The sequence below is a fragment of the Mesorhizobium sp. C432A genome (genome assembly GCF_030323145.1).
Classification (GTDB): Bacteria; Pseudomonadota; Alphaproteobacteria; order Rhizobiales; family Rhizobiaceae; genus Mesorhizobium.
The window spans coordinates 2,555,350-2,580,907 of sequence record NZ_CP100470.1 but is presented as its reverse complement, the minus strand read 5'-3'; the positions used below and the strand labels follow the sequence as shown (position 1 = coordinate 2,580,907).

Sequence of the window (25,558 nt, the reverse complement as noted above, 5' to 3'; positions counted from 1 at the left end):
CTGATCGAACCAAATCAGGCTCAGTTTTAAAATCACTCCACCGAGCAGCTATTTAATATATTCGCTGTAGATTGGTGTCCTCGATCATACGCAAACAAGGGAAAGAGGGCCAAGGGAAAGAATGTGCGGAATTGCCGGCTGGATTGGGCGCAGGGTCGAGAAGCCACAAGATCGGGCCGCCGGGATGTCGAATGCCTTGCAGCATCGTGGTCCCGATGCCGAAGGCATCGAACTCCTGGACCTGAACACAGGCGAGGACCAGTTGGCATTGGTGCATCGCCGCCTGGCGATTATTGACTTAAACGCCGATTCAAATCAGCCGATGCAGACCGAGGACGGACGGCTCCGGATTATTTTCAACGGCGAAATATACAACTACATCGAGTTGCGTGAGGAGTTGATCGGTCTCGGCCACCGTTTTCGCACACGCTCCGACACGGAAGTGCTGCTCAGGGCTTATGACCAGTGGCGCCTGGCCATGTTCGACCGATTGAGCGGGATGTTCGCTTTTGCGCTGTGGGACGCTCAACGGCGCGAATTGATCCTCGCTCGCGACCCCTTTGGAAAAAAACCCCTTTACCTCATGCAAGGCAGAAATTTGCTGTCGTTTGCCTCGGAGATCAGCGCGTTGTTGTCTGCGCAGCCAGATGGCCAGCAGCTCGATCTGGATGGAGTGCGCGAGTATCTGACCTGGCGTTACGTGCCTGGACCGCGGACGCTTTTCAAACAGATCCGCAAGCTCAACCCGGGAAGCTACGCTGTGTGGTCGCAAGGGGAAGTAACGGAAACGCGCTACTATGCGCCCCCGGATCAGACCGATCTGACAGCGGATATCGATCCAGGAACCGCCAAGCGGCGATTTCTGGAATTGCTCGACCGTTCTGTCGAGATCAGGATGCGCAGTGATGCGCCGTTTGGCGCCTTTCTGTCCGGGGGCCTCGACTCGTCGGCAATCGTTGCCCTGATGACCAGGCACAGCGACAACCCCATTCGTACGTTTTCGGTCGGTTTCAGCGAACAGGCTTACAGCGAGCTTCCATTCGCCCGGCGCGTCGCCGATCATTTCAAGACCGATCATTGCGAAATCGTCATCCAGGCGGATGACCTGATGAATCATCTGCCCAAGATGGTCCGCCATCGGGGGCACCTGTTTCACAAAGTACGGACATTCCAATTTACCTGATGTCGGTTCGAGCCTCGCAGGACGTCAAGATGGTGCTTACGGGCGAAGGTGCGGACGAGATACTCGGCGGCTACCCCAAACATCGCGCAGAGTCTCTGGCGGGTGTCTACCGGTCACTTGTTCCAGCGTCGCTTCACAACAATCTCCTCGCCCCTTTGATGCGCGCATTGCCCGGCGCATCGGCCAAGTTCGATACATTTGCCCGAAGCGCGGGTGAACGGGACTTTGCCACCCGGATGATCTCCTGGTTTGGAGCCATGACGGCGCGGGAACGCGATTCGCTCCTCGGTGGGTTGGCCACTTGCGGCCATGACTGCAACGATTTCCCGTTCTCTTCGAGTGTGACGGAATCTCATCTGCGCCGTGTGTTGTTTTTTGATCAGACATCGTGGTTGCCCGACAACCTCTTGGAACGGGGCGACCGAGTGATGATGGCCGGTTCAATCGAGGGGCGAATGCCATTCCTTGATCGCGATCTGGTTTCCTTCGTCAGCCAACTGCCCGATCGTTACAGGCTGGGCTTCCTGCACAGCAAACAGATCCTGCGCGACTGCATGGCCGGCATGGTTCCCGACGAGGTCCTCAACCGCCCAAAGATCGGCTTCAAGGTGCCCGTCGCCGAATGGTTCCGCGGGCCGATGAGCGATTATGTACGGGACCATCTGTGTTCGTCCCATTCGGTCATCCGTAGCTATTTGAGCGCCAAGAAGCTGGACCAGATTGTCAGGGAGCACGCCGAGCGCGCCGCGGACCACGAAAAACTGATATGGGCGCTTTTGAACCTGGAGATATTCCACCGCGAATTCGCGCTTGGCCCGCCGCAGTGACGACAATGAAGGACAGCGTCAGCGCTTGACCGGTCGCGCCTCGGACGCGACCGATCTCCAGACATCGCAGATCGCGTCGACAAACGGTGCAAGCTCAAGCCTTTCCCGGTGCACCGCCATGGCGGCGGCGCCAAGCCGCGCGCGCAGCGCCGTATCCTCGACCAGCCGAGTTAACGCCTCGGTCAACGCCGCCACATCGCCGGGCGGCACCAACAGACCGGATTGTTCGTGGGTGATGATGTCCTCGACCGCGCCAACCGGGGTGGCCACGACAGCCAGGCCGGCCGCCATGCCTTCGATCACCGACATTGGCAGATTTTCGGCGAACGAGGGGAGCACCAGAATATCGGCCGAAGCGATCAGTGATGCGACCTCGTCAGGTCCCACCCAGCCCGGAAAAGCAATACGGTCGGCAATCCCTAGAGCGACCGACCTCGCTCGTGCCGGCTCGACCTCACCATCGCCGGCGATCGTGGCACGCCAACCCCTGAGATGTTTCATCCGCTCCAGCGCCTCGCCCAACTGCGGCACGCCCTTTCGCTCGCCGATGCGGCCGAGGAACAGGATGTGCACGTGATCGCCTCCGCCGACATGCGCCAGGGAAGGAACTGCCGTGGCGTTGGGAACGATGACAATATTGCCGCCGTTCGCCGGTGCCCGGCTGGCGACGAAATCGCGCCAAAGCCCCCCCAGGACAATCACCCGGCCGGCATGCTCGAACAGAGCCCTGATACGGCGGCTCATGAAACTATGATCATCTTTCCAGAATGTCTGATACTGCGCCCCATGCAGATGAAGGACATATGGTATCGACAACAGCCTGGCGCAGGCGGCGATCATCATCTTGCGATAGGTGCTGCCGGAGACCGATATATTGATGTGAATGACGTCGGCGCGTCTGTCGAGGCGGGCCGCAAGCATCCGCGCGCAAAAACCAAGCATGTAGAAGATCGAAAGCCCGACATGTCCCGGGCCACGGCTGGAAAGAAAGCGCAGATCGATGTCGGCGATCTCTTGCCGTTCGAACTCCTGCTTCAGCGCCCCCATGATCCGGTCGATGCCGCCTTGTCCCGAAACGCCCGAGGGCGTTGCGACCAAGACATGTATTTTTCTATTGTGGGCGAGACGCTGCAACATGACACCATTTGGATTGCGGATGCCGGGTGACCGTAAAGCAAACGTTCCAAAAAAGGTTTACGACAAATCTTTTGGTTCAAACTGTATCCGTTCACCCTTTGCCGTCATCATGCTGGAATTCCCGTCGGTCAACGGTTAATCGACGGCAAATTTTCCGGGAACAACCCTTTGCTGCTCCGTTCCACACTCATCTATGGCCCAGCTATTCTGCTGACGCGGGTTTCCGCTCTGCTCCTGCTGGTCGTCATGACGCGGCTGATCGACCAGACGGAGTATGGCCTGCTGACCCTGGTGGTCACCGTGGGCGAAATGACGGATGTTGCCGTTACCAACTGGCTGCGCATTGCCTTGCTGCGGCTTGGTGGAAAAGGCGACGTCAGCCGTGGCAGCCTGATGCTTGCCGGACAGGTATTGCTTGCCACCACGGTGCTGGCCCTGATCATATCCGTGATCGCCTCGGCGGTGATCGTGCCGGAGCGCTGGATAGAATTTGCAATCGCCGTCTGCAGCTATCTGATTGCCGGCTCCATCAGCCGGTTCGCGTTGACGGTGCTGCAAATGCAGCAGCGTCATTCCCTCTATTCGATGCTTGAATATCTGCGCGGCCTGCTGCAACTGGCCTTGCCGATCGCCGCCACCCTTATCTTCCAATGCTCTTTTCTGACGGTATCGCTCGGCTCGAGCCTCGCCGTGCTGATTGCCGGCATCGTGGCGTGCGTTGTGGCATCCGGGCGCGTTATTGGCGGCCCGCCGCGCTTCACCCACAAGGAGTTTTTTGCCCTCGGCGTGCCCCTCGTCATCATGGCGCTGGTCGGTTTCGGTCTCAACAGCGCTGAACGCGTCTTCCTCAAGTTCTACTACGATGCCGGCGCGGTGGCTGTCTTCGCAGCCGCCTACGCATTGGCTCGGCAGCCGATCGATATGGTCGCCAACGCAATCAACATGGGCGCATTTCCAGAAGTGGTCAGCCGCTTCGACGACGAGGGATCCGAGGCGTCCGGGCGGTTGTTGTCGCAACTCATGGCCTTGATGATACGCCTTTGCCTGCCGGTCGCAGCAATGCTTATCGCGCTCAGCGGCGACATCACGCGACTCCTGCTGCCCGCGGAATATCATGGTCGCTTCGGTCTGCTGTTTCCGATCATCGCCTTCAGCGTTCTTTGTGCCAATCTCACAAGCTTCGTTTATGGCGTCGTGGTGCACGCACATAAGCGGCCGTGGTTGCTGATCATCGCCAATTCCTTCGGCTCGGTGGCAACGATTTCACTGTCTTTTCTGTTGATTCCCACCATGGCGGAGGTTGGCGCGGCGTTGGCGTTGGCGGGCGGATCGCTGGCAGGTCTTGCAGCCTGCATCGTCATCGCCGAGAGGCTCACGCCGGTGCCGGTTCCCTGGCGCGACATCGCTGTCTCGGCCATCATTTCTATCTGCACCGGACTGGCCGCCAGCCTTGCCAGCACTGCGCTGGGCAATATGCCGGCGATCTTTCCGCTCGCGGCGGGCGGTGTCGCCGGCGCTGCGGCTTTCCTGGGACTGACCTGGTTGTTTCACCCCGCGGCCGTGACGCAGTTCATCGGCAAGCTAAGGGCACGGCTCCGGATCGCATAAATCCCGCGCAATGAGGCATGCTTGTCTGAAAGTCGCGAGCCTACGGATTGACGTTTCGGCGTCCCCGGCGAGACCAGAACTCACGCCACAGCAGCACTGCATAGGCGGTGTTGGTATCGTAGTAGCGGCGCCACAAGCGTCGCGGCTCCTGTGCCACACGGAACAGCCACTCCAGGCCGGCCGCCTGAACCAGTTTCGGTGCCCGGGCGACCTTTCCACCATAGACGTCGAAGCTGCCGCCCACGCCCATGACGAAACTCGGAGCGAGTACGTCGCGATAGCGCTTGAGAAAGCGCTCCTTGCTCGGCGTCGGCATCGCCACAAACAGGCAGTCGGCACCTGAAGCGTTGATGGCCTCGACGATCGCGGCCTCTTCGTCCGCCTTGAAATACCCATTGCGCCTGCCGGCAATGGCTAGGCTCGGATGATCTCTGGCAAGTCGGCTTTCAACTGCGTCGAGAATGTGCTGTTCAGCGCCCAGAAGGTAGGGGCGATAGCCACGCCTGGCGCACAGCGCAAGCAGGTTGATCATGACGTCGACGCCGGTCACACGCTCCGGCAACTCGACGCCGCAGAGCCGCGCGCCCCAAAGCACGCCTTTGCCGTCGACATTGACCATATCCGCCCCGACGACATCCTCGCGCAGTTCGGCATTCTTGCGCATGTTCACAAGCTTGGCGACGTTCACGACAACATGATGAAGCGGCCGCCGCGTCGCCATCGCCTCGTCTGCGATGGCCAGCGTCTCGGCCATGGTCAGCGCATGGATGGTCGCACCGAGAAACTCGCGGCGGCGTGATGCCAATAGAGAGTGTTGCGCCCATGCCGTGTCATGCGAGTTCATGCCGCTTCTCCGGTGCGAGCGAGAGACTGCGAGCGTTCCATTTCGGATTTCTTGCCTTCGATGCGGGCGTCGGGCTTGCGCGCCTTGCGCCAGGTCCACAGGCCCCGTGTGTCGACGAGCTTCTTGTCCTTGAGCGCTTCGGGATCGATCAGATTGAATTGTCGATGGTCGACCAGCAGGACGACGATATCGGATTGGTCAATAGCGGAAAGTGCATCGGTGAACATGACGCCGCTGCCCTCGAGCTCGTGTGGCAACTGACGCGCATTGGGCTCGGCAGCGACGATCTTGATATTGGGAATCTTGGACAGAAGCTTAACAACCTCGACAGCCGGGCTCTCGCGCATATCGTCGATATTGGGTTTGAAGCTGAGGCCAAGACAGGCGATCGTCTGCTTGCGGGTCGGGTCGAGCAATGCCTCGATGTCCCTGACCACCGACAAGGGTCGCTCGGAATTGATGCGCCGTGCCGAACTGATCAGCCGCGTATTGTTCGGTGCGGCGTCGATGATAAAATACGGATCGATCGCAATGCAGTGGCCGCCCACGCCCGGGCTCGGCTGCAGGATGTTCACGCGAGGATGCCGGTTGGCGAGATCGATTACCTCCCAGACGTTGAGCGACAGATCCTGGCACACCGCCGCAAGCTCATTGGCGAAGGCGATATTGACATCGCGGAACGCATTTTCGGTCAGCTTAACCAGTTCCGCGCTTTCGGCCTGGGTTATGAACAGGTCGCCGGCGACGAAGCTTGAATAGAGTGCCGCTGTCCGCTCCGAAGACTTTCGGGACAGCCCGCCGATCGAGCGATCATTGTTGATCAGTTCGGTCAGCACCTTTCCCGGCAGCACGCGCTCGGGAGAGTAGGCGACCAGGACGTCAGCTTCCTCGCCATGTGCGACGGGAAATTTGAGATCGGGTCGCAGTTCCGCGAGCAGCGCTGTCATGACACGCGTCGTACCGACCGGCGATGTTGATTCCAGCACCACCAGGTCGTCCCGTTTTAGCACCGGAGCGATGCTTCGCGCTGCCGCAAGCACGTAGCTGACATCCGGCTTGCGGTCCGGGGTGATCGGAGTTGGAACGGCGATAATATAGGCATCGGCCGGCTGAGGCGTACTGAATGCCTTGAGCTTGCCATTGGCGACGACTTTCTGGATCAAACCATCCAGGTCCGGTTCGATGATGTGGATTTCGCCGCGGTTGACCTTCGCGACCACCGCCTCGTTGATATCGACACCGATGACATCGAGTCCGCGGCTGGCAAAAATGGCACAGGTCGGCAGGCCGATATAGCCCATGCCGATAACGGAAACGGTTTTGATTTCAGCCATGATTCAGCAATTCCTCAACGATCCGGGTCGCAGCTTGGCCATCGCCGTATGGGTTGTGCCTCTCCGCCATGCCGCGATAGACGCTCTCATCATCGAGCAGGCTATTGGCATTGGCCAGAATTTTTTCGATATCGGTACCGACCAGCCGGGCAGTACCAGCGGCGATCCCTTCGGGTCGCTCCGTGTTTTCCCGCATCACCAGCACCGGCTTGCCGAGTGAAGGCGCCTCTTCCTGCACGCCGCCGCTGTCGGTCAACACCAGGTAGCTCTGTTTCTGCAGGTACAGGAACGGCAAATAGTCCTGCGGGTCGATCAGGTGGATGTTCGGCACCGTCCCGATTTCGGCCTCGACCACGGAGCGCACATTCGGGTTGGGATGGACCGGGTAGATGACCTGCACATCCCTGCGCGCCGACAATGCCTTCAGCGCGGTGCAGATTCTCTGGATGCCGCCATCGAAATTCTCACGGCGATGACCGGTGACGAGTATCATTTTCTTGGTCGGATCGATGAAGGGGAAACGAGCGGCGAGCTTGGCGTTCATCAACTTGTCGGCATCGATCTCGCTGGAGAAATGCAGCAGCGTGTCGATCACGGTATTGCCGGTTACGAAGATGGTGTTCGCAGCCTTTCCTTCGGCGATGAGATTGTCGCGCGCCTCGGTGGTCGGCGCAAAATGCCAGGTGGCGATGTTGCCGGCAATCTTGCGGTTCAGTTCCTCCGGAAAGGGAGAGTTGATGTTGTGGCTGCGCAATCCCGCCTCGATATGGGCAACCGGAATGCGCTTGTAGAAGGCAGCTAGAGCCGCGGTCATCGCGGTGGTTGTGTCGCCCTGGACGATGACGATGTCCGGCTTCGCCTTCTCCAGCACCCCCGCCATTCCGAGGAGCACGCGCGAGGTCACGTCGAACAACGTCTGACCTGGCTGCATGATGTTGAGATCGTAGTGCACCGGCAGGCCCGTCAATTCAATGACCTGATCGACCATCTCGCGATGCTGGCCCGTCACACATATTTCCGTGGTAAAGCCTGGATGGGCGAGCGCGGCGCGCGCCACCGGAAAACATTTGAGCGCCTCCGGCCTCGTGCCGAACACGATCAGCAGTTTTCGCCTTGAGGGCAATCTCGGATGTGAAACGGCGTTCATGGTTGACCCTGGTCACCGAAAGCGTGGGCGCCCGGCTGACATGTGCTTTCAGCCTAACAATAGCGCCCTGAACCGCCTTCGTATTCAAAAAAATTAACGTATGATTAACGCTAGAGTCCGCAGCCCCCCTTGGGCAACCCTTGCCAGGAACTGTGGGGAAAGATACCAGAGCAAAGCCATTTTTTGCTTTAACGAGAATAACTTGGGTTGACTAATATTTTAATCATCGGCCACGCCGTCGCATCCCGGCGCTGGGAAAATGAGCTTTTCATGCGGTTGGGTGCGGCAGGTTATGTGGTCTCGAGTTGCCACGCGCCGGCGCCGGCGCCAACCGCTCGGGGGCTGGACACTGTCTTGGCGATCGAGAGCCGGCGTTTCGGTCCCTCGCTGGCGGGCCGGTCCGAGCCGTTGCCGCCCATCGATCGCGGCCCTCCGGACCTCGTCATAGATCTCACTGCCAGCGCAACGGGGCAAGACGCGCCAGTCCTGAGGCTCGAATTTTGCGGTCGCAACAGCTTTCCAGCCGGCGTTGCCGCAATGTTGGCGAGCGGACAATTGCCTGAACTTGGCGCTCGCCTCGATGGCGTTGTCGTGGCCCAGGCTAGACCGATGCTGGCAGACAGGCTCTGGCTATCTCGAAGCTGCAACGACCTGCTCGCCGGCGCCATGTCGCTGATCATGCAAACCGTCGCCCGCTTCTTTGCGGGCAAGCTTGTGCCGGTAAGCGACAACCCGGTGCCGATCCTGAAGAACGACAGTTTTGTTCGACACTATGTGCCCTTTTTTGGCAGGGCTTTGATCGATCGCGCCGTGCAAAAAATCAGGCGGGGACGACGCCCCTTTTATTGGCAGGTTGCCTACCGGGTGATCGACGGACCAGGCATCGCCGAAACCGGGCAACTCGACGGCAAACCGTTCACAGTCCTGCCGGACGATGGCCAACGCTTCTATGCCGACCCGTTCGTCTTCGAGGCCGACCGCCGCCATCATCTGTTTGTCGAGGAATTCCCCTACGCGACGAGTCGCGGCGTGATTTCCGTCGCCGAGCTCGGTGACGATGGCACTTTCGGTGTTCCAAGGGTTGTATTGGAGGAAGCGCACCACCTGTCGTATCCGCAGGTGTTCGCACACGATGGCGAGATTTTCATGATCCCCGAAAGTGGTTCGGCTCGCGAACTTGTGCTCTATCGCGCCGCGCAGTTTCCCGACCGCTGGGTCCGCGACACGGTGCTGATGGCGGACAGGGATTTCAACGACGCGACGCTGCTCGAATCCGACGGTCGCTTCTGGCTGGTTGGAACGGAGCGGTTCGGCTACGGCAGCGCGTCGGACACGATGGCGGTCTATTGCGCACCCTCGCTGCGCGGGCCATGGGTCGCCCATCCGCTCAATCCCATTGCCGTCGATCATTCGGCCACCCGGCCGGGCGGCGCCTTTATCCACCACGACGATGCCCTGGTGCTGCCGGTGCAGAACGGATCGAGGGCCTATGGCGGTGGTCTGGGGCTGATGCGGCTTGAGCGACTCGACGCGTCCGATGTCCGTTTTGCCTCGCCCCGGCCGATCGGCGCGGGTCCGGCATGGGCACGCACGGGCATTCATACGCTTAACCGCGCCGGCAATGTCGAGGTCGTGGACAGCGCGGGCTGACTGAAGCGCTGAAAGCCGTGAGCGTCCCGTTGCGTGGCCTGCTTATTTGTTCTCCGTGGCAATATGAGGAAGCGGTGTGTTTCTCGTCTTCCTTCTGCCGTTCAGGGTCTGAAGAATCGGCTTCTCGATCATCTCGTAAATCACCAGACTGACGAGGCAGGCTGCCACGATGCTGACCACCGACACCAACAATACCGTTGTCGGATGCTCGTATCCGACGGTGCGTCTGGCCAGGTACGCCACAGCGCCGATCACGAAGATATGCGACAGATAAAGCGCGTAGGAAGCGTCGCCCAACTGCTCGAGAAGGCTCCAGTGCTTGAGTTTCGGCTCCAGAATGAGGCTGAGATGAAGCAGGCCCGCCGCCCACATTGCTTGTCCCGCGAAGCTGATCTGACCCAATAGCGGCGTACCGTCATCGACGAATGAAAGCACCACGCCTGCAGCGGTCATTACGCCGAATATCCAGGCATGGCGTATGTCGGAAGTGAAATCACCGTCCAAATAGCGCCGCCCTATCCACATGCCGATTACGAATGCCACCGGAGAAGGGTTGAGATAGAACTGGATAACAGGGTTGGTGGGAGCCAGCCACAGCCCGGCTATCCACATCGCAATGAAAAAGACCGTCAGCACAAATACGCGCGAGGTCACGGACAGAAATGCGAACACCGCAAAAGCGATATAGAAAAATACCTCGTAATTGAGCGTCCAGCCGAGTGAGAGGATTGGACTGGCGCTATCCCGTCCAGGCGCTTCGTGAACAATGAAGAGGAGCGACTGAAGATAGTGGGGCCATGTAAAGACGGTCTTCTGGAAGAGACTTGGCGCGAGCGCCGCCAGAACGGCGGCGAGGCTGGTGAAAAGCCAGTAAAGGGGGATGATCCGGATTGCTCGGCGTTTCAGGAAGGTGGCAGCGGAAAACGGACCATCTCCCGTAATATGGACCATTATGAAACCGCTGATGACAAAGAACAGAACGACGCCCAGGCGGCCCGCCGTCACGATAATCAGATTGTCCACGCCAATCTGATAGGAAAAGGCGTGTGCGAACAGAACCAGCAAGGCGGCGCAGGCGCGAAGATACTGAATCGAATAGAATTTCTTCACCTTGATCTCCTGCGCTTTGCCGGCGCCTGATGCCATTGTGCCGTCCACAGGCAGCGCGTCCGGCGCCGTGCAAAGCATCGCCATCAATACGACCGGCCAATTAAGTGTGGGTTACCGAGTTCATGAAATAGCGTAAATCCGGCTGCCGATGCATGTCGCGCAAGTGCATTGCCTGCATTCGTTCCCACGCGGCGCACTTTGGTGAGATCTCAATGAGCGGTGTCCGGCTTTTCGGCAAAGCTGACATGTGGCGGCCCATGCCGGGCATCGCCACTGTTAAGATCGGGTTATCCATATTCCTTTACGTTCGTGCAGGAAAATGTACCCGGGGGCGCGTTCGTCCCCTGCCATCTCAATCGCAAGCCGCAACGCTGGTCGGATAATCGTGAGTGTCACCCCCACAGAGCAACAGTTCGTGACCGCGCAGGCCAGCCGCCAAGACGCCCTCACGCTCCTGTTCTTTCTCCTCGCGGCCTTCGCTTTCCTGCTCCGCTCGACCATCTCGCCGCAGTTGATGAATATGGTGATGTCCTATTCGACGGAGGGGGGGTCGTTTCCCGAAAAGCTGCATATCGGGACCTATGCGATCTTTCTGCTGCTTGTCGTCATCGCCACGACCCGGCCAATTCGGCTCGAAGGCGATGAAGTCAGGCTGTTCAAGGCGACATTGTTATATTCGCTGCTGCTGTTGTGGCTGGTGCCTTATCTCTTCGTGATAGGCCGTGCCGGCTCGGCCGGCTTCATAATCGATTCCTATCTGGTCTCTTGTGCCGCGGCGATGATCATGCTTGCCCTGGGTGACCATGTGCGCAGGGCGCTTGGCAATGTCATCGTCGGCATGATTGTCCTCAGCGCCATCATCGGAACGATCGAGGCCGTCACCCAGCATCGATTCCTGCCCTATCCCTCGTTGAGCTGGACTTTCGGCCGATCGGACTGTCGGCCCATCCGCTGGCGCTGGGCGCGCTTTGCACCACCGCCATAGGTTTCGTTGCATTGACGCGGTGGCGTATCTGGGTGTGTGCGCTTTGCATCTTCATTCTCTTCATCGGCACGGCCGCTTCGGGCGCGCGCACCGCCCTGCTGCTCGCTTGCGGCGAGATCCTGTTCCTGCTCGTGTTCCTGCCTTGGCCGGACTTGTCACCCAGACATCAACGCCAGGCCAAACTCCTGGTGCTGATGCTGACGCTGGCCGGTGGCGCCATACTGATTGCGATACTCTTTTCGGCGGGGCTGCTGAACCGCTTCAGCAATACGCTCTTTGATCAAAATTACGACGCGCGCGTCAAGATCTACGATGTATTCAAGTTCGTTGAATGGAGGGACATCCTGCTTGGCATGAATCCCAACGAGTTGTTGAAGATCGTCAACGAAAAGCTCAACCTCCCCTTCATCGAAAGCACGCCGGTCGTTCTTACGCTTTTGTTTGGCCTGCCGATCGCCTTGCTCTTCGCGTTTGCTTTCTTCCGGTTCCTTTTCAAGCTCCTGCGCAATACGCCTCGGGCCGCCCATATCGCAGCGGCCGCGTCCATTCTCGCGGCATTGTCAAACAATGCCCTCTCTTCGAAGGCGCCGGATATCATGCTGCTCGTCATCTTGTTGCTCGCTTATCGAAAGCCGGATGGGCGCCAAACCGGCACGCCCGTTCAAGGCCAACCAGCATCAACAGCGACATGACGCCAAAGCCCGTCCTTGTGGGTGCCCTCGCGACGACCTCTTGCATTTCCATTTGAAACGCCTGCACGCTTTGCCAGGCTACGACGGGCGTGGCAGAATACCGACCAAGGGTGGATAGATCGCTGTTCCGGAACGCGCCTGACACGCCTGGAAAATGAAATATTAACGATGTTTCCGTAAAGCAGGCTGTGCGTATTGAATATTAAAGGGTTAGCATGATGTCCGCCGCTTCCGGTCCTCCTCCAACCGCGGCCGCCGCCGGCATTAGCCCCTATGAACGGATCGAAAATGCGCGGCGCGCCAGCAGGCCAAAGCCGCAACAAACCGCGCCGATCATGGCACATGCGGCGGCACCCGCTGTAACGTCGGCCCCTGTAACGTCGGCCCCTGTGTCGCCTGCACCCGTGGCGCCGCCTGTAGCCGAGCCCGTCACGACGGTGACGCTCAACAAGATCGGAACCTTTCTCGAACTCGATTTCGGGCGTCTGTTTGTCTGGCTGCGCGCCGGCCTCGCTCTGGTATGCCTGCTGGCAATCGTCGGCGGGATCATCGGCGGTGCCTACGCTCTGCTGAGCAAGCAGCGCTACACCGTGACCACGGACATCCTCATCAATCCCGCCAATCTTCAGGTTGTTCCGAATGATCTTTACCCGCAATCGGCCCAGGTCGATGGACAGCTGCTCAGCGCGCGCAGCAAAGAGCGCATCTTGACCTCGGGCAGCGTGCTTTCACGTGTTGTAGACGATCTTGACCTGGCCAGTGACCCGGAGTTCTTCGACGCGGACCGTAGCCGCACAGGGACGGACGGCGCCAAACCCGATCCGAAGCTTACCGCCCTGAAGAACCTGGCGGAACGGGTTAGCAGCATCGCGGATGAAAAGTCGTTTGTCACGACCTTGATGGTATCGGCGGAAACCCCCGCTAAGGCGATCCTGATTTCGCAGGATATCGTCAAGACTTTCCAGGAAGAGCTGGCCAGCGCCGAGGCTTCCGGCGCCAGCCGTGCCGCGGCCGCGCTGGACGGGCGGCTGGGCCAGCTCAAGAGCGATGTGCAGGCGGCTGAAGAGAAGGTCGAGGCCTATAGGCGCAGCCACAATCTGGCCACCAGCAATGGGCAGCTTGTTTCCTCGCAAACCATGACCCAGCTCAACGGCCAGATCGTGGAGACGCAATCGCGCGTCATCGCCGCGCAGGCAAGTTACGACGCCCTGCTTGCCGCCGGCGCAAACGGCACCAATTCCGGTCCCGCCACGTCGGAAGCGCTTGTGGCGCTGCGCGCAACGGCCAATGGCCTGCGCCAGCAGATCGATTCGCAGTCGATGACCTTTGGCCCCCGTCATCCGTCGATCGTCAGGCTGAAGACGGAGTACAACACGGTCAGCGCGCAACTCAGCGCCGAATACGCGCGCACCCTGCGCCTGGCGAAGGTCAATCTCGATGCCGCCAAAACCTCGTCGGCCTCCCTCAATGCCAAGATGAATGACTTGAAGGGCAACGTGTTCTCGGATAGCGATTCCGAGGTCGCCTTGCGTGAGCTTGAACGTGACGCCGCGTCGAAGACGGCTATCTATGAGAGCTTCCTGTCGCGGGCACGCCAGATAACCGAGCGCGAACAGATCGACAGCACCAATGTGCAGGTGATTTCCACCGCAGTGCCGCCAAAGGGCCGTTCATGGCCCCCGCGCACCGTCGTGATGATCGGCCTGGGGGCCATTGGCGGCATGATCCTTGGCATGTTGCTCGCCATTACCCTGGGTATCGTGCGCGACATGCGTCTTCCGCCGAACCGCCCGGACGTCATTGCCAGCCGCGCCTGAAATGGCGAAGCGGATTGTCTTTCACATTGCCAGCCTCAGGGGCGGCGGCGCCGAGCGCGTGTTCGTCCTGATGGCGAACGAACTGGCATCGCGCGGCCACAACGTCACGCTTTTTACCTGGAACGCGCAGGGGCCCAATGCCGCCCTGCTTTCGCCTGCCGTACATCTGGTCGATTTCGGCCTCCTCATTCGCGGCGAGGGTTATGGCAAGTGGGCGACACTGAAAGGCATCGTGCGAAGCGCGGGCCTGCTTGGCCGCCTTTCTCCCGACGCGATCTACAGCGCCCCGGAATTCGCCAATCTGGTCGTGGCGCTGGCGCTTTCCCTCGCGCGAAGCAGGGCGCGGTTCTTCCCGAGTTTCCACGCCGCCGCCTCACTGCCTTCCGGCAGCCTTGGCGCGAAAATGGCAGTCTGGCTTTCGGCCCTGGTTGCGGCCCGCGCCACCAGGGCCATCGCGGTTTCTGAGGGTGTCGGCGGCGATCTTGTGGCCCGAGGCTTCCCGAAATCCAAGGTCGTGGTCATCAACAACCCGCTGCCGCCGGCTGCGGCATCCCAGCAACGCTCCTACGCCTGGCAGGCAGAGCTCGCGGCGATGGGCGACGGCCCCATCATCATCACCGCCGGACGCCTGGTGCCCGTTAAGGATCATTGGACGTTGCTGCGGGCCTTCGCTGTGCTGCGCGCCGGCCGCCGGGCCCGGCTTGTCATCTTCGGCGAGGGCCCGCTGGCCGACGAGCTGCGCGCCTATGCCGAAGAATCCGGTATCGGCGCAGACGTTCTGTTTGCGGGCTATGTCAATGATCCGGCGGCGTGCTACGCCGTAGCTGACTTGTTCGTCCTATCATCGACCAGCGAGGGCTTCGGCAATGTTCTGGTCGAGGCCATGGCAGCGGGGATTCCGGTGGTCTCCACGGACGCGCCGCACGGCCCGCGCGAAATACTTGATGACGGCCGCTTCGGCGCCCTGGTGCCGGTCGGCGATGCCGCGGCCCTGGCAGTGGCGATGGCCGGAATGCTCGACCAGCCGACAACCGCCGCGATCCTGAAAAGCAGGGCGGCGGATTTCGAAATTGAAAAGATCGGAGACCGGTACGAGGCGTTGCTCTGAATTAGCGCATGGATCGGCTTGCGGCGGCACAGGAATTCGCCATTGATGGGACAGGACGCCGCCAACATAGGCCGGTTACTCCCAATCCAATCATGATCTTTAACATCAATTTACCCGGAGTTGGTAACAACAGGGAACCCGCGTTTTATCCTCAGGATAGGGATTTTCCTTGCCGCAGCATCACAGCCTTCCTGCCGGCCGTGCAAACGATCGCAATTGGCCGCGATTGCACCGCTTCATGCGGGTTGAGCTGGAACTCGCGCCTGACGTCCTGGTGCCGCGAGCCGAAACGGAACTGCTTGGCCGGACGGCCGCGGCCATTCTTGGCGAACAGGCGCACGAAACGATCCTGATCGACATGTGCTGCGGCAGCGGCAATCTTGCCGTGGGCATCGTCAGCGAATGTCCTCGGGCTCGGGCATGGGCGGCGGACCTGACCGACAGCACGGTTTCGCTTGCCCGCCGCAATGTTGTGCGCCTCGCCCTGCAGGACAGGATCAAGGTCCGGCAAGGCGACCTATTTGCCGCGATCGAGGGTGACGGCCTCCACGGCGCTGCCGACATGGTTTTGTGCAACCCGCCCTATATTTCGTCGTCCCGTCTCGATAGCGAAAGCGCGCATCTGTTGGAGAACGAACCTCGGGAAGCTTTCGACGGCGGCCCTTACGGTATTTCGATCCTCCAAAGGCTGGTCCGGGATGCCGCAGCTTTCCTCAAGCCAGGCGGATGGCTGCTGTTTGAGTTCGGCGAAGGTCAGGATCGGCAGATAGCAACCCTTTTATCGAGAACGAAATCCTACGAAACCCCAACCTTTGCCGTGACGGCCGACGGCCAGCCCCGTATCGCCATGGCGCGCAAACATGGTGGCCGGGTTCCCGGAACAGGGAGCCCGGCGTGAGCGTCGTCCGCGCCCTCGATCAGGCCGACCTTGCGGCCGTCGCGGGCATGTTTCAACGCATGCTGCGCAAGAAGCGGGGGCCAGCGCCGGCCTCCCTCGTCGATTACATGAGGCGGTTTTATCTGGACGCACCCGACTGGGGCAGCGGGCTCCGTTCGCTTGTCCATGTCAATGACGCCGGCCAGGTTTCCGGCTTCGTCGGCGTTCATGCGCTGCCGATGAAATTCAACGGCCGGCAGCTCTACGCTGCCATCTGCAGCTCGCTGATGGTCGAGGATCACGAGACCGATCCGATGGCCGGTGCCCGCCTGTTGAAGGCCTTCCTCGATGGTCCGCAGGACATCTCCTTCAGCGAAACCGCCAATGATACGTCCGTGAAACTGTGGACGCGGCTTCGCGGCGTTGTGCTGCCGCAATACAGCCTTGACTGGGTTCGCGTGATGCGGCCGGCGACCTTCGTGCTCAGCCTTTTTGCCAGTCACATGAAGCTTGCCTGGATGTTGAACCCGCTCGCCCGGATGGTCGACCGGCTCTACCTTCGCAAAATGAAGGGCAGTCAACGACGCTGGACCGGCGTCGTCGCCAACGCATCGAGCCGGGGGGCATTTCGGACCTCCGAGATCGACAGCGGCAGCTTTGCGGGGCTGCTGGAGCCGCTTTGCGCCCAGTTTCCGCTACGTCCGCAGTGGGCGGAAGGTCAGCTCGACCATATTCTGGGCGATGCGGCGCAAAAGCCGGATTTCGGAGAGCTTGTCTGCGTGTCGGTGGCATCGCCGAACGGCGCCAATGTCGGCGCTTTCGCCTACTACGCTCGACCGGACGGGATCGGCCGCGTGCTGCAGGTCCTCGCTCTTCCCGGCCAGGCCGGGCCGGTGATCGATTGCCTGGTCGAGCATGCCGCCCGGCGCGGTGTCTCCGGCTTGCGCGGCCGCGTCCAGCCCGCGCTTCTGGACGCCATGCTTGTAAGACGCATAGCCTTCATACCGGTCGCCTCGACCGTCGTGCATTCACGCGATCCCGAGCTTCTCGATGCCATGAAGAACGCGCAGGTCTTTCTGAACGGGCTTGCGGGCGAGCAGTGGAGCCAGTTGATCGGCGGCCGCTTCACCTGAAGCGTTCCGCCTAGAGCAATTCCAGGAAAGGGTGCGCGGTTTTCCGTCCGGAATGGCATAATGCATCAGGTCAGGAGCCGACTTCGTCCACGCCGCCAACGAGCTGCGGGCGCAGGTGCAGATAGCGCGTCGCCTTTCGCTTGGCGGCGATGTCGGCCCAGACACGTTCGATCTGTGAGGCGGCCAATCCCGCCGCTTGCCCTACCACCTCGGCGGACACGCCGTTGTTGAGGCCGTAGAGACACAGATCCATCCGATCGTAAGGCAGGGAGAAGTAGAATTCTTCCTGCGTCTGCGCCAGCGAGTAGGTGTCGGTGGTCGGCGGCCGGTTGCGGACCTCTTCCGGAATGCCGAGATAGGCGGCTAGCGCATAGACCTGCGTCTTGTAGAGATGCGCGATCGGCTTGACGTCGGCGGCGCCGTCGCCGTTCTTGACGAAGAACCCCTGGTCGTATTCCAGCCGGTTCGGTGTGCCGAGCACGGCGAAGTTCAGCCGGTCGGCATGATAATATTCGAGCTGCTTGCGGGTGCGCTGCTTCATGTTGGTGGCGGCAACGATGCCGAGATAGACTGCCACCGGCATCCGCAGTTTCGTCTGCTTGCCTTGCGGGTCCTGCACCACCAGCGACGAGATGTTGTAGCCCTCGCCTTCGAGCACGTTCGCGATCACGATCTTCGAGGCCCAGCCCTTGCCATAGTCCGGGACCAATTCGCGGATGAAGGCGTCGCGGCGTTCATAGCAGCCCATTGCCCGCAGGGTCGGCCCGATATCCTCCACAACGGCCTCGACGCCGAAAGTGTCGGCGACCAGATGGCCGAGCCGCAGGCTTTCGGGGTCGGAATCGCTTTCCGGCATGAGGACGCACAGCACATTCTGGTGGCCGACGGCCCGCGCGGCCAATGCAGCCGAAACGCTGGAATCTATACCGCCCGAAAGACCGAGCACGAGGCCGCGCTTGCGAATGCCGCGCAACTGCTCGCGCAGGGCCGCCACGATCCTGTCCGTTTCGGCGGCGGGATCGATGGCCAGGGCTTGCGTGAAGGCCGGCGCATCCTGGGTTGAGCCGATGTTCATTGCTCGGCCTCCATCATCTCAGCCGCGAGCCGGCGGCTGACCTTGCCCGACTCCGTCTTCGGTAATTCGCTCCGGAACTCTATGATTTTGGGGACCATGAAATCCTCCAGGTGGCGCGCGCAGTGACGAATGATGTCCTTTCCGCCAAGCGCCGGATCGGACCGCACGACGAGCGCGCCAATCGCATGCCCCAGCACCGGATCCGGCACGCCGACGACCACCGCTTCCGCGATACCTGGATGGGCGTGGAGCACGGCCTCCACTTCCTTGGGGGCGACCTTCTCGCCACGCGTCTTGATGATGTCGTCCTTACGCCCGACAAAATAGAGAAAGCCGTCCTCGTCGGTCTGGAACAGGTCGCCCGTATAGAGCACCTTTTCCCAAGGGTTAGGCCCCGGCCGGAGCGCTCGTTCCGTCGCGGCCTTGTTGCGCCAATAGCCCTGCATCACGTGCGGACCGCGGATGACTAGCTCACCTGCCACGCCCGCCGGCACGCGTTGTCCAAGGTCGTCGACGACAAAGGCTTCCGTGTTGGGGATGGCTATGCCGACCGACCCTGGCCGGCGGTCAAGTTCCTCGGGTGGCAAATAGGTGCAGCGCTTGCATTCGGTCAGCCCATACATCGAATAGATCCGGACGCCGGGCAGCAACGAGCGCAGGCGTTCTATGTGGGCTGGCGGCAAGGCGGCCGCGGTGTTGGAAATATAGCGGAGGCTGGGCAGGAAACCCGGCGCCAGATCACGCATCTGCAGGATCATCGCCGCCATGGTAGGAACCAGCGGAAGGCCGGTGACGCCCTCTTTGCGGATGCGTTCGAAGATCTCGTGCGGGAAGGCGAAGGACTTCTCGAGCACCAGCGTGGCCCCGAGCCTGACTGCCATCAGCAACTGGTAGAGGCCATAGTCGAAGGCAAGCGGGAGGACGTTCAGGATGATGTCGTCCGGCGCGTTGCGCAGATAGGTGGCGATCGACCCCGCGGCAGCGTCGCAATTGCGATGCGTCATCATCACACCCTTGGGCCGGCCGGTCGAACCTGACGTGTAGATCAGCATCGCAAGGTCGACGTCGATGCCGCGATGGTCTACCTCCGCGCCATCGAACGTCAGGCAGTCAGTCAGGGACGCGGCCCCTGCCGGGCATTGCCATCGGCCCCAGGAGTGGAAGCCACGAAGATGCCGGTCTTGCCTTGCGATGCGCAGGCTTCGGTGACCACGGGCATCAGCTTCGCCTGCGTCAGGACCGCCCTGGCGTCGCAATCGGCGATGATGTAACCGAGCTTGTCGACCTTTGTGGAGGGGTTGATCGGACTGAAGGTCGCACCTGCCTTGAGTGCGGCAAAGATCGATACGGCGGCCTCCCAGCAATTGTCCATGAAGACCAGGACGCGGTCGTCGCGCCTGATCCCATTCATGAAGAGAGCGGTGGCCAGCCGGCTCGAAAGGTCGTCAAGTTCTTCGTAGCTCAGCTTTTTGCCCCTAGTGACCAATGCCGTCTTGGCCGGGTGGGCAGCAGCCTTCGCCACCAGAAAATGCTCGATCCGCACGGAACGTTCCTCGCCGTTGGCGCTTACGCTGCCAGCGTTTGTGCTCTCGCCTCGATGAAGGACGAGATGCGGTCAAGCGAATCCAGGTTGGCCGGAACGATGTCGGCGTCCACCATCGCGATGCCGAAATTGTCCTCGATGAAGGCCACCAGCTCAAGCACCGCAGTCGAGTCGATAATGTCGTTCTCGATCAGCGAGGCTGAATCCGACAGTTTGTGGGAGGTGTCGCCGAACAGGAAGTTGTCGACGATAAAGCTTCTGACCCGGTCCTTGATTGCCGTCATCGTGTCTTTCCTTTTCCTCGCCGTCTCAGGCCGCTCTTGCCGCGCCGACCGCTTGGCCGGCGAAATTCTTCTGCCACAGCTGCGTCGACAGAATGCCGACGAAGGCGGCGTTGTCGCGAAATCCGGTCGCGGTCTCCATGCGGCATTTCTCGTGGAGCTTGGCCACCGCCTTGGCGTTGAACAGGCCGCCGGCGGTAATGCTCGCCTCGCCAAGGCAGTCACGAACATAGTCTAGTTCCTCCGCCCCGACGAAGGAGCGGGCCTCCGGGGCGCGGTAAGGTTGCTTGGTGCGTTTACCGATCGCCGCCGGAAGGTGGTGCCTGGCCACCTTGCGCAATATGTGCTTCTCCTTCAAGCCTTTCAGTTTCATCTCCGGCGGAAGTCTTGCCGCGAACTCTACCACGCGATGATCCAGGAAAGGAAACCGCCCTTCGATGCCGTGCGCCATGGCCATCCGATCGCCTTGGCTGGAGAGGATGTAGCCGGGCAGCAGGAAGCGGGTTTCGAGATATTGCGCCTGATGCAGCGGATGCCATAGGGAAAACGCCTCGGGTAGGCGGCTGGTCAGCTCTTCAGCTGCGTCATAACCCTTCAACGTCGCGCGCAGGTCGCCGGAAAAGAAGATTTTCGCCGCCGCCGTGGTCTTGAAGCGTGGCCGATGCGAGAACAGCGGATCGTCGAGGGCAGCGTTGCTGGTACCGAAGAAGGCAGCCAGATACTCCACCGATTGCTGTTGCAGGCCCGGCAGATACGGGTAAAGCCGGCGGAACAGCTGCGGCCTTATGCGCGATGTGGGCTGCCGCCCGCAGAACCGGCGGACACGCGCCTCCTTGAAGACGTCGTAGCCGGCGAAGACCTCGTCGGCGCCTTCACCCGTCAGCACCACCTTCAGGCCGGCCTGGCGAACCAGGGCGGATAATTTGTAGAGTGGCGCTGGCGCCGTGCGGATGATCGGCCGCTCGGCAAAGCGGACGACCTCAGGAAAGACCCCGGCGATATCGCGGGCGCCGCATTCTATGGCGTGGTGGCGCGTGCCGAGCGCCGAGGCCATTTCGATCTGAAAGGCGCTTTCGTCATGCTCGGCGCTGTCGAAGGTTACGGAAAATGTCTCCAGTCTCCGAGGAGTCATGCCGGCGGCAAGCGCCGAAACGAGCGACGAATCGAGCCCTCCGGAAAGATAGGAACCGACCGGCACGTCGGCCCGCATGCGAAGCCTCACCGCATCGGTCAGAAGGGCTTGCAACTCCTCTGCCGCGTGGTCCTCGTTCGTGATCTTCGACGGCTCATCACGATGCGGATAGTCCAGGTGCCAGTACCGCTTGACCGTGACCTGCCCCTGCGTCGCAATCATCACACTTGCCGGTTCCAACTCGTGGATATTGCGGAACGCCGTGCGCGGAGCGATCGGCGCCCACAGCGTAAAGATCTGGTCCAGCGCAATCGGATCAATTTCAGCGGAGACGCCCGGGACCTTCAGCAGGGCTTTGATCTCCGAGGCAAAGTAAAGCACCCCGTCCTTGCTTGTGTAGAACAGCGGCCGGACACCCATCCGGTCTCGTGCAAGCACCATTCGTCGCTGCCGATTGTCCCATATCGCCAAGGCGAAATCACCGTTCAGGAGAGACAAGCAGTCTTCGCCCATCTCCTCATAGAGCTGAAGGATGACCTCTGTGTCGCTCGACGTCCGAAAGTGCCGGCCCTTGGCGATCAGCCCTTCGCGCAGTTCTATGTAGTTGAAAATCTCGCCGTTGAACGCAATCGTCAAATTGCCGGCCTCGTCGGACATCGGTTGCTGGCCATCGCCGATGCCGATCACCGACAGCCGCGCATGCCCGAGCCCGGCATCGGGTGCTACGAATTTCCCTTGCTCATCCGGCCCACGATGGGCAATTGCGGCTACCATGTGCGTGAGCAAAGCTTCCGCATCCCGGATTGACCCGAAATAACCCCCGAATCCACACATCCCTTGAACTCATATTGAACGCTAAGGTGCGGAACATAACCTCGATAGTGGCATCTGGGGTTAATCCGATAATTTCACCGAGCATGTGGTTAACAAGAAGTATGCCACGATGTGGTCTTCGTGGCTAGGACGCGATGGCTCTCCATCACCTCGCGCTTGCGGCCGTAATAGCCGGAACGATAGCCCAGGCGCTCCGACGTGGCGAACCGCCTGGATACAAACGGACCGCGCGCAACGTGCTGGCGATCTTGAGGCAAATTCAACCGCAGGCTGCCGAGCTGACTATTATTGCGGTAGGTTTTTCAACGGTTGCAATGGCTTAGCGTTTTCCGACACGCCCTAGGCGCGAACGGACCAGAGCGTTTCCAAAAAAGTGTGACACGGTTTTCTCTGCAGAAGCGCGCGGCGCTTCTCAAGCAATTTGCCTCGAAATCAGGAGATGACGGGGGTTTCAACGTGTCTGTGGAACGGTTGATCGCTCTAGGCCTTTTGTCCGGGTTGGCATGGCCGGACACGGGCGGCTAAGGCTGGAAATGTGATTGCACGTCTTCGCTGCCGGGGGGCTGGCCGGAGGACGAGGAGGATGGCGCTGAATTTCGAATATATTGCCGGCCATCCGGCGCTGCACCGTCATGTCGAGGCGCAGTCGAAGGCGCTGCTGCATATCTATGAAACGAGCCCACGCCTGGCCGCCGTGTTCGCCACGCAACAGCGCTGGTTGCTGGCTCACACCGGCCTAGCCCTGCATTTCGCCCGCGACCCGCGCGATCCCCGCACGGAACTGACACTGGCCCGCTTCATCGATGCCGTGCTTCACTATTCCGTCGCTAGCCGCAACACGGCCGAAGCCTTCATCAAGGAGATGCTGCACTATCACATCATCGAATACCTGCCGCACACCGGTGACGGACGAGCCCATCCCTTTCAGGTGACGGCAGCGACGCTGAAGGAATTCGATGGCTGGGTGGTTGCGCATCTGCGCACGCTCGACGGTCTCGACGGCGGCGACCGCCTCGCCGCGTTTCTCAAGCAGCACGGCATGATTGCCAGGCTGCAGCCGCTGGTGGCGGAAGGCCTGCTCTCCTCCAACCCTGTGCGTGAGCCCAAGCAGACGTTTTCGCTGTTCATCTGGCTCAACAATGGCGGCATCGTCATGGATTGGCTGATGTCTGGCATCGATCCCGACAATGCCGGCCTCGACCGGATCCCGACCAGCGTGGTTTCGATCGGCGAATTCGCCAGTTGGCTAAAACTCTCGCGCACCCATCTTGCGCGCAAATTGCGCGACGCCGAAAAGCTCGGCAGCGTCGGCTGGCTGGGCCGGCGCGGGCATTCGGTGATGTGGGTGTCGAACAGCTTCTACCAGGAATACATGACCGTCCAGGCCGCCAAGCTTGCCGTTATCGATGCCGCGTTCGAAGCCTGCCGACCGGCGTCGCCGCACGCTGGCTGAACGTTCGGCGCAGACGCTGTTGCGCAGCCGATCGTGCCGACCGCGAGGACCCGTCCGGGCGCATGGCCGAGGTGGCCTTTCCGCCGTCGGGATACGGACATCTGGACAGCGGGGGCGAAGCCTGAAAGCGGAACGATCCGCGCGAGCGGCAGCGATCCGCCCGACGGGTTCGGGTGGATCAACTGGTCAAAAGCCGGGCGCAGCATCTCAATCGATGTCGAATGACACGCCCTGCGCCAGCGGCAGCGCCTTGGAATAGTTCACCGTGTTGGTGGCGCGGCGCATATAGGCCTTCCAGGCATCGGAGCCGCTCTCGCGGCCGCCGCCGGTTTCCTTCTCGCCGCCGAACGCGCCGCCGATCTCGGCGCCCGACGTGCCGATGTTGACGTTGGCGATGCCGCAATCCGAACCATCGACGCCGAGGAAGCGCTCGGATTCCTGCAGGTCGCGGGTGAAGATCGACGACGACAGTCCGGCGCCGACCGCATTGTGCTCGTCGAGCACGGCATCGAAATCGGAGTACTTCATTACATAGAGGATCGGCGCGAAGGTTTCTTCGGTAACGGGAGCCACCTGCTTCGGCATTTCGACTAGCGCCGGATGCACGTAATAGGCATCGGGATGGCCATTCTCGACCCGCGAACCGCCGGTCAGCTTGCCGCCGTGAGCGGTGGCTTCCTTGAGCGCCTTTTGCATGGCGTCGAACGCCGCCTTGTCGATCAGCGGCCCGACGAGCGAAGACGTCTCCAGCGGGTTGCCGACCGAGACGCTCTCATAGGCCTTCTTCAGCCGCGGCAGCAGCGTGTCATAGACGCTGTCATGCACGAACAGGCGCCGCAGCGTCGTGCAGCGCTGGCCCGCGGTGCCCATGGCGCCAAAGGCGATGGCGCGCAGCGCCATGTCGAGATCGGCGGTCGGGCAGACGATGCCGGCATTGTTGCCGCCGAGCTCGAGCACGGCGCGGGCAAAGCGCTTGGCCAGCCGCGGGCCGACATCCCGGCCCATGCGGGTCGAGCCGGTGGCCGAAACCAGCGCCACCTTCGGGTGGTCGACCAGGATCTCGCCGACGGAGCGGTCGCCAATCAGCACCGGTGCCAGGCCATGCGGCGCATCTGCGCCGAAGCGCTTGACCGCGCCGGCAAAAATCGCCTCGCAGGCGAGCGCCGTCAGCGGCGTCTTTTCCGAGGGCTTCCACACCACGGCGTCGCCGCAGACCAGCGCGAGCGCCGCGTTCCACGACCACACCGCGACCGGGAAGTTGAAGGCCGAAATGACGCCGACGACGCCGAGCGGATGCCAGGTCTCCATCATGCGATGTCCCGGACGCTCGGTGGCGATGGTTAGACCGTAGAGCTGGCGGGAAAGGCCGACGGCGAAATCGCAGATGTCGATCATTTCCTGAACTTCGCCGAGGCCTTCCGACGGGATCTTGCCGACCTCGATCGACACCAGCCGGCCAAGCTCGGTTTTGTGCGCGCGCAACTCCTCGCCGAGCAGCCGCACCAGTTCGCCGCGTCGGGGACCCGGCACCATCCGCCAGGCCTGGAACGCCGTGTGCGCGGCATCGATGGTCTTGGCCGCATCGGCCGGCGAAATCGTCTTCAGCGCCGCGATCTGTTCACCCGTCACCGGGCTGCGCACGACGAGGTCGCCGCCGGTCAGCGCGTCCTTGGCCACACCCAGTTTCGCCAGAAGTTCGGCCGTTTCCTTCGCTATCGTCATTTTTATCCCTTTCAGATCCGCTCGCCATCATAGGGCGGCGGTCGAGCCTTGGCGCCATTATCGCCC

Annotated in this window: 20 protein-coding genes and 1 pseudogene; 11 read left to right on the top strand and 10 right to left on the bottom strand. The window is 61.1% G+C overall.

What is annotated here, in order from left to right; genetic code table 11:
- Positions 1-121 precede the first annotated feature (121 nt).
- Together asnB (NLY33_RS12460) and NLY33_RS12455 are read left to right on the top strand one after the other, a co-directional pair.
- A complete protein-coding gene (asnB, locus tag NLY33_RS12460) occupies positions 122-1,183 on the top strand; it encodes an asparagine synthase (glutamine-hydrolyzing) (RefSeq protein WP_286439820.1) in 1,062 nt (353 codons plus the stop codon).
- Positions 1,183-2,010, top strand: coding sequence for an asparagine synthase-related protein (locus tag NLY33_RS12455; protein WP_286439819.1), 828 nt, complete (start codon positions 1,183-1,185; stop codon positions 2,008-2,010). Before asnB (NLY33_RS12460) ends, NLY33_RS12455 begins: the two co-directional genes overlap by 1 nt.
- Positions 2,011-2,028: 18 nt before the next feature.
- Here NLY33_RS12455 and NLY33_RS12450 read toward each other — a convergent pair whose 3' ends face one another.
- Positions 2,029-3,147 carry a glycosyltransferase gene (locus tag NLY33_RS12450; protein WP_031195905.1) on the bottom strand — a complete coding sequence of 373 codons (1,119 nt, stop codon included), beginning with the start codon at positions 3,145-3,147 and terminating at the stop codon, positions 2,029-2,031.
- Positions 3,148-3,315: 168 nt separating this feature from the next.
- On the opposite strand from NLY33_RS12450, the gene NLY33_RS12445 reads away from it, so the two are divergent.
- Positions 3,316-4,755, top strand: coding sequence for a lipopolysaccharide biosynthesis protein (locus tag NLY33_RS12445; protein ID WP_023703938.1), 1,440 nt, complete (start codon positions 3,316-3,318; stop codon positions 4,753-4,755).
- A 40-nt stretch (positions 4,756-4,795) separates the two neighbouring features.
- Here NLY33_RS12445 and NLY33_RS12440 read toward each other — a convergent pair whose 3' ends face one another.
- Genes NLY33_RS12440 through wecB form a run of 3 tightly spaced genes read right to left on the bottom strand, consistent with a single transcriptional unit; the run spans position 4,796 to position 8,080 of the window.
- Positions 4,796-5,599: a WecB/TagA/CpsF family glycosyltransferase gene (locus tag NLY33_RS12440; protein WP_023703939.1), complete on the bottom strand. Its 804-nt coding sequence runs from the start codon at positions 5,597-5,599 to the stop codon at positions 4,796-4,798.
- A complete protein-coding gene (gene wecC / locus NLY33_RS12435; RefSeq protein ID WP_023686301.1) occupies positions 5,596-6,933 on the bottom strand; it encodes a UDP-N-acetyl-D-mannosamine dehydrogenase in 1,338 nt (445 codons plus the stop codon). Before wecC ends, NLY33_RS12440 begins: the two co-directional genes overlap by 4 nt.
- Complete coding sequence (gene wecB / locus NLY33_RS12430; RefSeq protein ID WP_023707669.1) at positions 6,926-8,080, bottom strand: non-hydrolyzing UDP-N-acetylglucosamine 2-epimerase; 1,155 nt, start codon at positions 8,078-8,080, stop codon at positions 6,926-6,928. Before wecB ends, wecC begins: the two co-directional genes overlap by 8 nt.
- 666 nt (positions 8,081-8,746) lie before the next feature.
- On the opposite strand from wecB, the gene NLY33_RS12425 reads away from it, so the two are divergent.
- On the top strand, positions 8,747-9,730 hold the full coding sequence (locus tag NLY33_RS12425; RefSeq protein ID WP_245260948.1) for a glucosamine inositolphosphorylceramide transferase family protein: 984 nt from the start codon (positions 8,747-8,749) through the stop codon (positions 9,728-9,730).
- Positions 9,731-9,772: 42 nt separating this feature from the next.
- On the opposite strand, the gene NLY33_RS12420 is transcribed toward NLY33_RS12425, so the two are convergent.
- Positions 9,773-10,876 carry an acyltransferase family protein gene (locus NLY33_RS12420; RefSeq protein ID WP_196813675.1) on the bottom strand — a complete coding sequence of 368 codons (1,104 nt, stop codon included), beginning with the start codon at positions 10,874-10,876 and terminating at the stop codon, positions 9,773-9,775.
- A 379-nt stretch (positions 10,877-11,255) separates the two neighbouring features.
- On the opposite strand from NLY33_RS12420, the gene NLY33_RS12415 reads away from it, so the two are divergent.
- From NLY33_RS12415 to NLY33_RS12390, 6 genes are all read left to right on the top strand, one after another.
- Positions 11,256-11,825, top strand: coding sequence for a hypothetical protein (locus tag NLY33_RS12415; RefSeq protein WP_286439818.1), 570 nt, complete (start codon positions 11,256-11,258; stop codon positions 11,823-11,825).
- 11 nt (positions 11,826-11,836) lie between these two features.
- Positions 11,837-12,517, top strand: coding sequence for a hypothetical protein (locus tag NLY33_RS12410; RefSeq protein WP_286439817.1), 681 nt, complete (start codon positions 11,837-11,839; stop codon positions 12,515-12,517).
- Positions 12,518-12,732: 215 nt separating this feature from the next.
- Positions 12,733-14,334, top strand: coding sequence for a GumC family protein (locus tag NLY33_RS12405; protein WP_023707666.1), 1,602 nt, complete (start codon positions 12,733-12,735; stop codon positions 14,332-14,334).
- Between the two features lies 1 nt (position 14,335).
- Positions 14,336-15,442: a glycosyltransferase gene (locus NLY33_RS12400; RefSeq protein WP_023703945.1), complete on the top strand. Its 1,107-nt coding sequence runs from the start codon at positions 14,336-14,338 to the stop codon at positions 15,440-15,442.
- 169 nt (positions 15,443-15,611) lie between these two features.
- Positions 15,612-16,340, top strand: coding sequence for a N5-glutamine methyltransferase family protein (locus tag NLY33_RS12395; RefSeq protein ID WP_023707665.1), 729 nt, complete (start codon positions 15,612-15,614; stop codon positions 16,338-16,340).
- A complete protein-coding gene (locus NLY33_RS12390) occupies positions 16,337-17,452 on the top strand; it encodes a hypothetical protein (RefSeq protein WP_023703947.1) in 1,116 nt (371 codons plus the stop codon). The genes NLY33_RS12395 and NLY33_RS12390 overlap by 4 nt, the downstream gene beginning before the upstream one ends.
- Before the next feature lie 70 nt (positions 17,453-17,522).
- Here the strand turns inward: NLY33_RS12390 and nadE are convergent, their stop codons facing one another.
- The 4 genes and pseudogenes from nadE to asnB (NLY33_RS12370) form a co-directional block, all read right to left on the bottom strand.
- Complete coding sequence (gene nadE, locus NLY33_RS12385; RefSeq protein WP_023707664.1) at positions 17,523-18,527, bottom strand: NAD(+) synthase; 1,005 nt, start codon at positions 18,525-18,527, stop codon at positions 17,523-17,525.
- Positions 18,524-20,070: pseudogene (locus NLY33_RS12380) on the bottom strand (class I adenylate-forming enzyme family protein). Before NLY33_RS12380 ends, nadE begins: the two are co-directional and overlap by 4 nt.
- Positions 20,071-20,093: 23 nt before the next feature.
- A complete protein-coding gene (locus NLY33_RS12375) occupies positions 20,094-20,354 on the bottom strand; it encodes an acyl carrier protein (protein ID WP_023703950.1) in 261 nt (86 codons plus the stop codon).
- A gap of 25 nt (positions 20,355-20,379) precedes the next feature.
- Positions 20,380-22,317 (bottom strand): asparagine synthase (glutamine-hydrolyzing), encoded by a 1,938-nt coding sequence (gene asnB, locus NLY33_RS12370; protein WP_023703951.1) that lies wholly within the window; start codon positions 22,315-22,317, stop codon positions 20,380-20,382.
- A 583-nt stretch (positions 22,318-22,900) separates the two neighbouring features.
- Between asnB (NLY33_RS12370) and NLY33_RS12365 the strand changes: the two genes are divergently transcribed.
- Positions 22,901-23,770, top strand: coding sequence for a hypothetical protein (locus NLY33_RS12365; RefSeq protein WP_023691700.1), 870 nt, complete (start codon positions 22,901-22,903; stop codon positions 23,768-23,770).
- Between the two features lie 207 nt (positions 23,771-23,977).
- Here NLY33_RS12365 and amaB read toward each other — a convergent pair whose 3' ends face one another.
- On the bottom strand, positions 23,978-25,492 hold the full coding sequence (gene amaB, locus NLY33_RS12360) for an L-piperidine-6-carboxylate dehydrogenase (protein ID WP_023691701.1): 1,515 nt from the start codon (positions 25,490-25,492) through the stop codon (positions 23,978-23,980).
- Positions 25,493-25,558 lie beyond the last annotated feature (66 nt).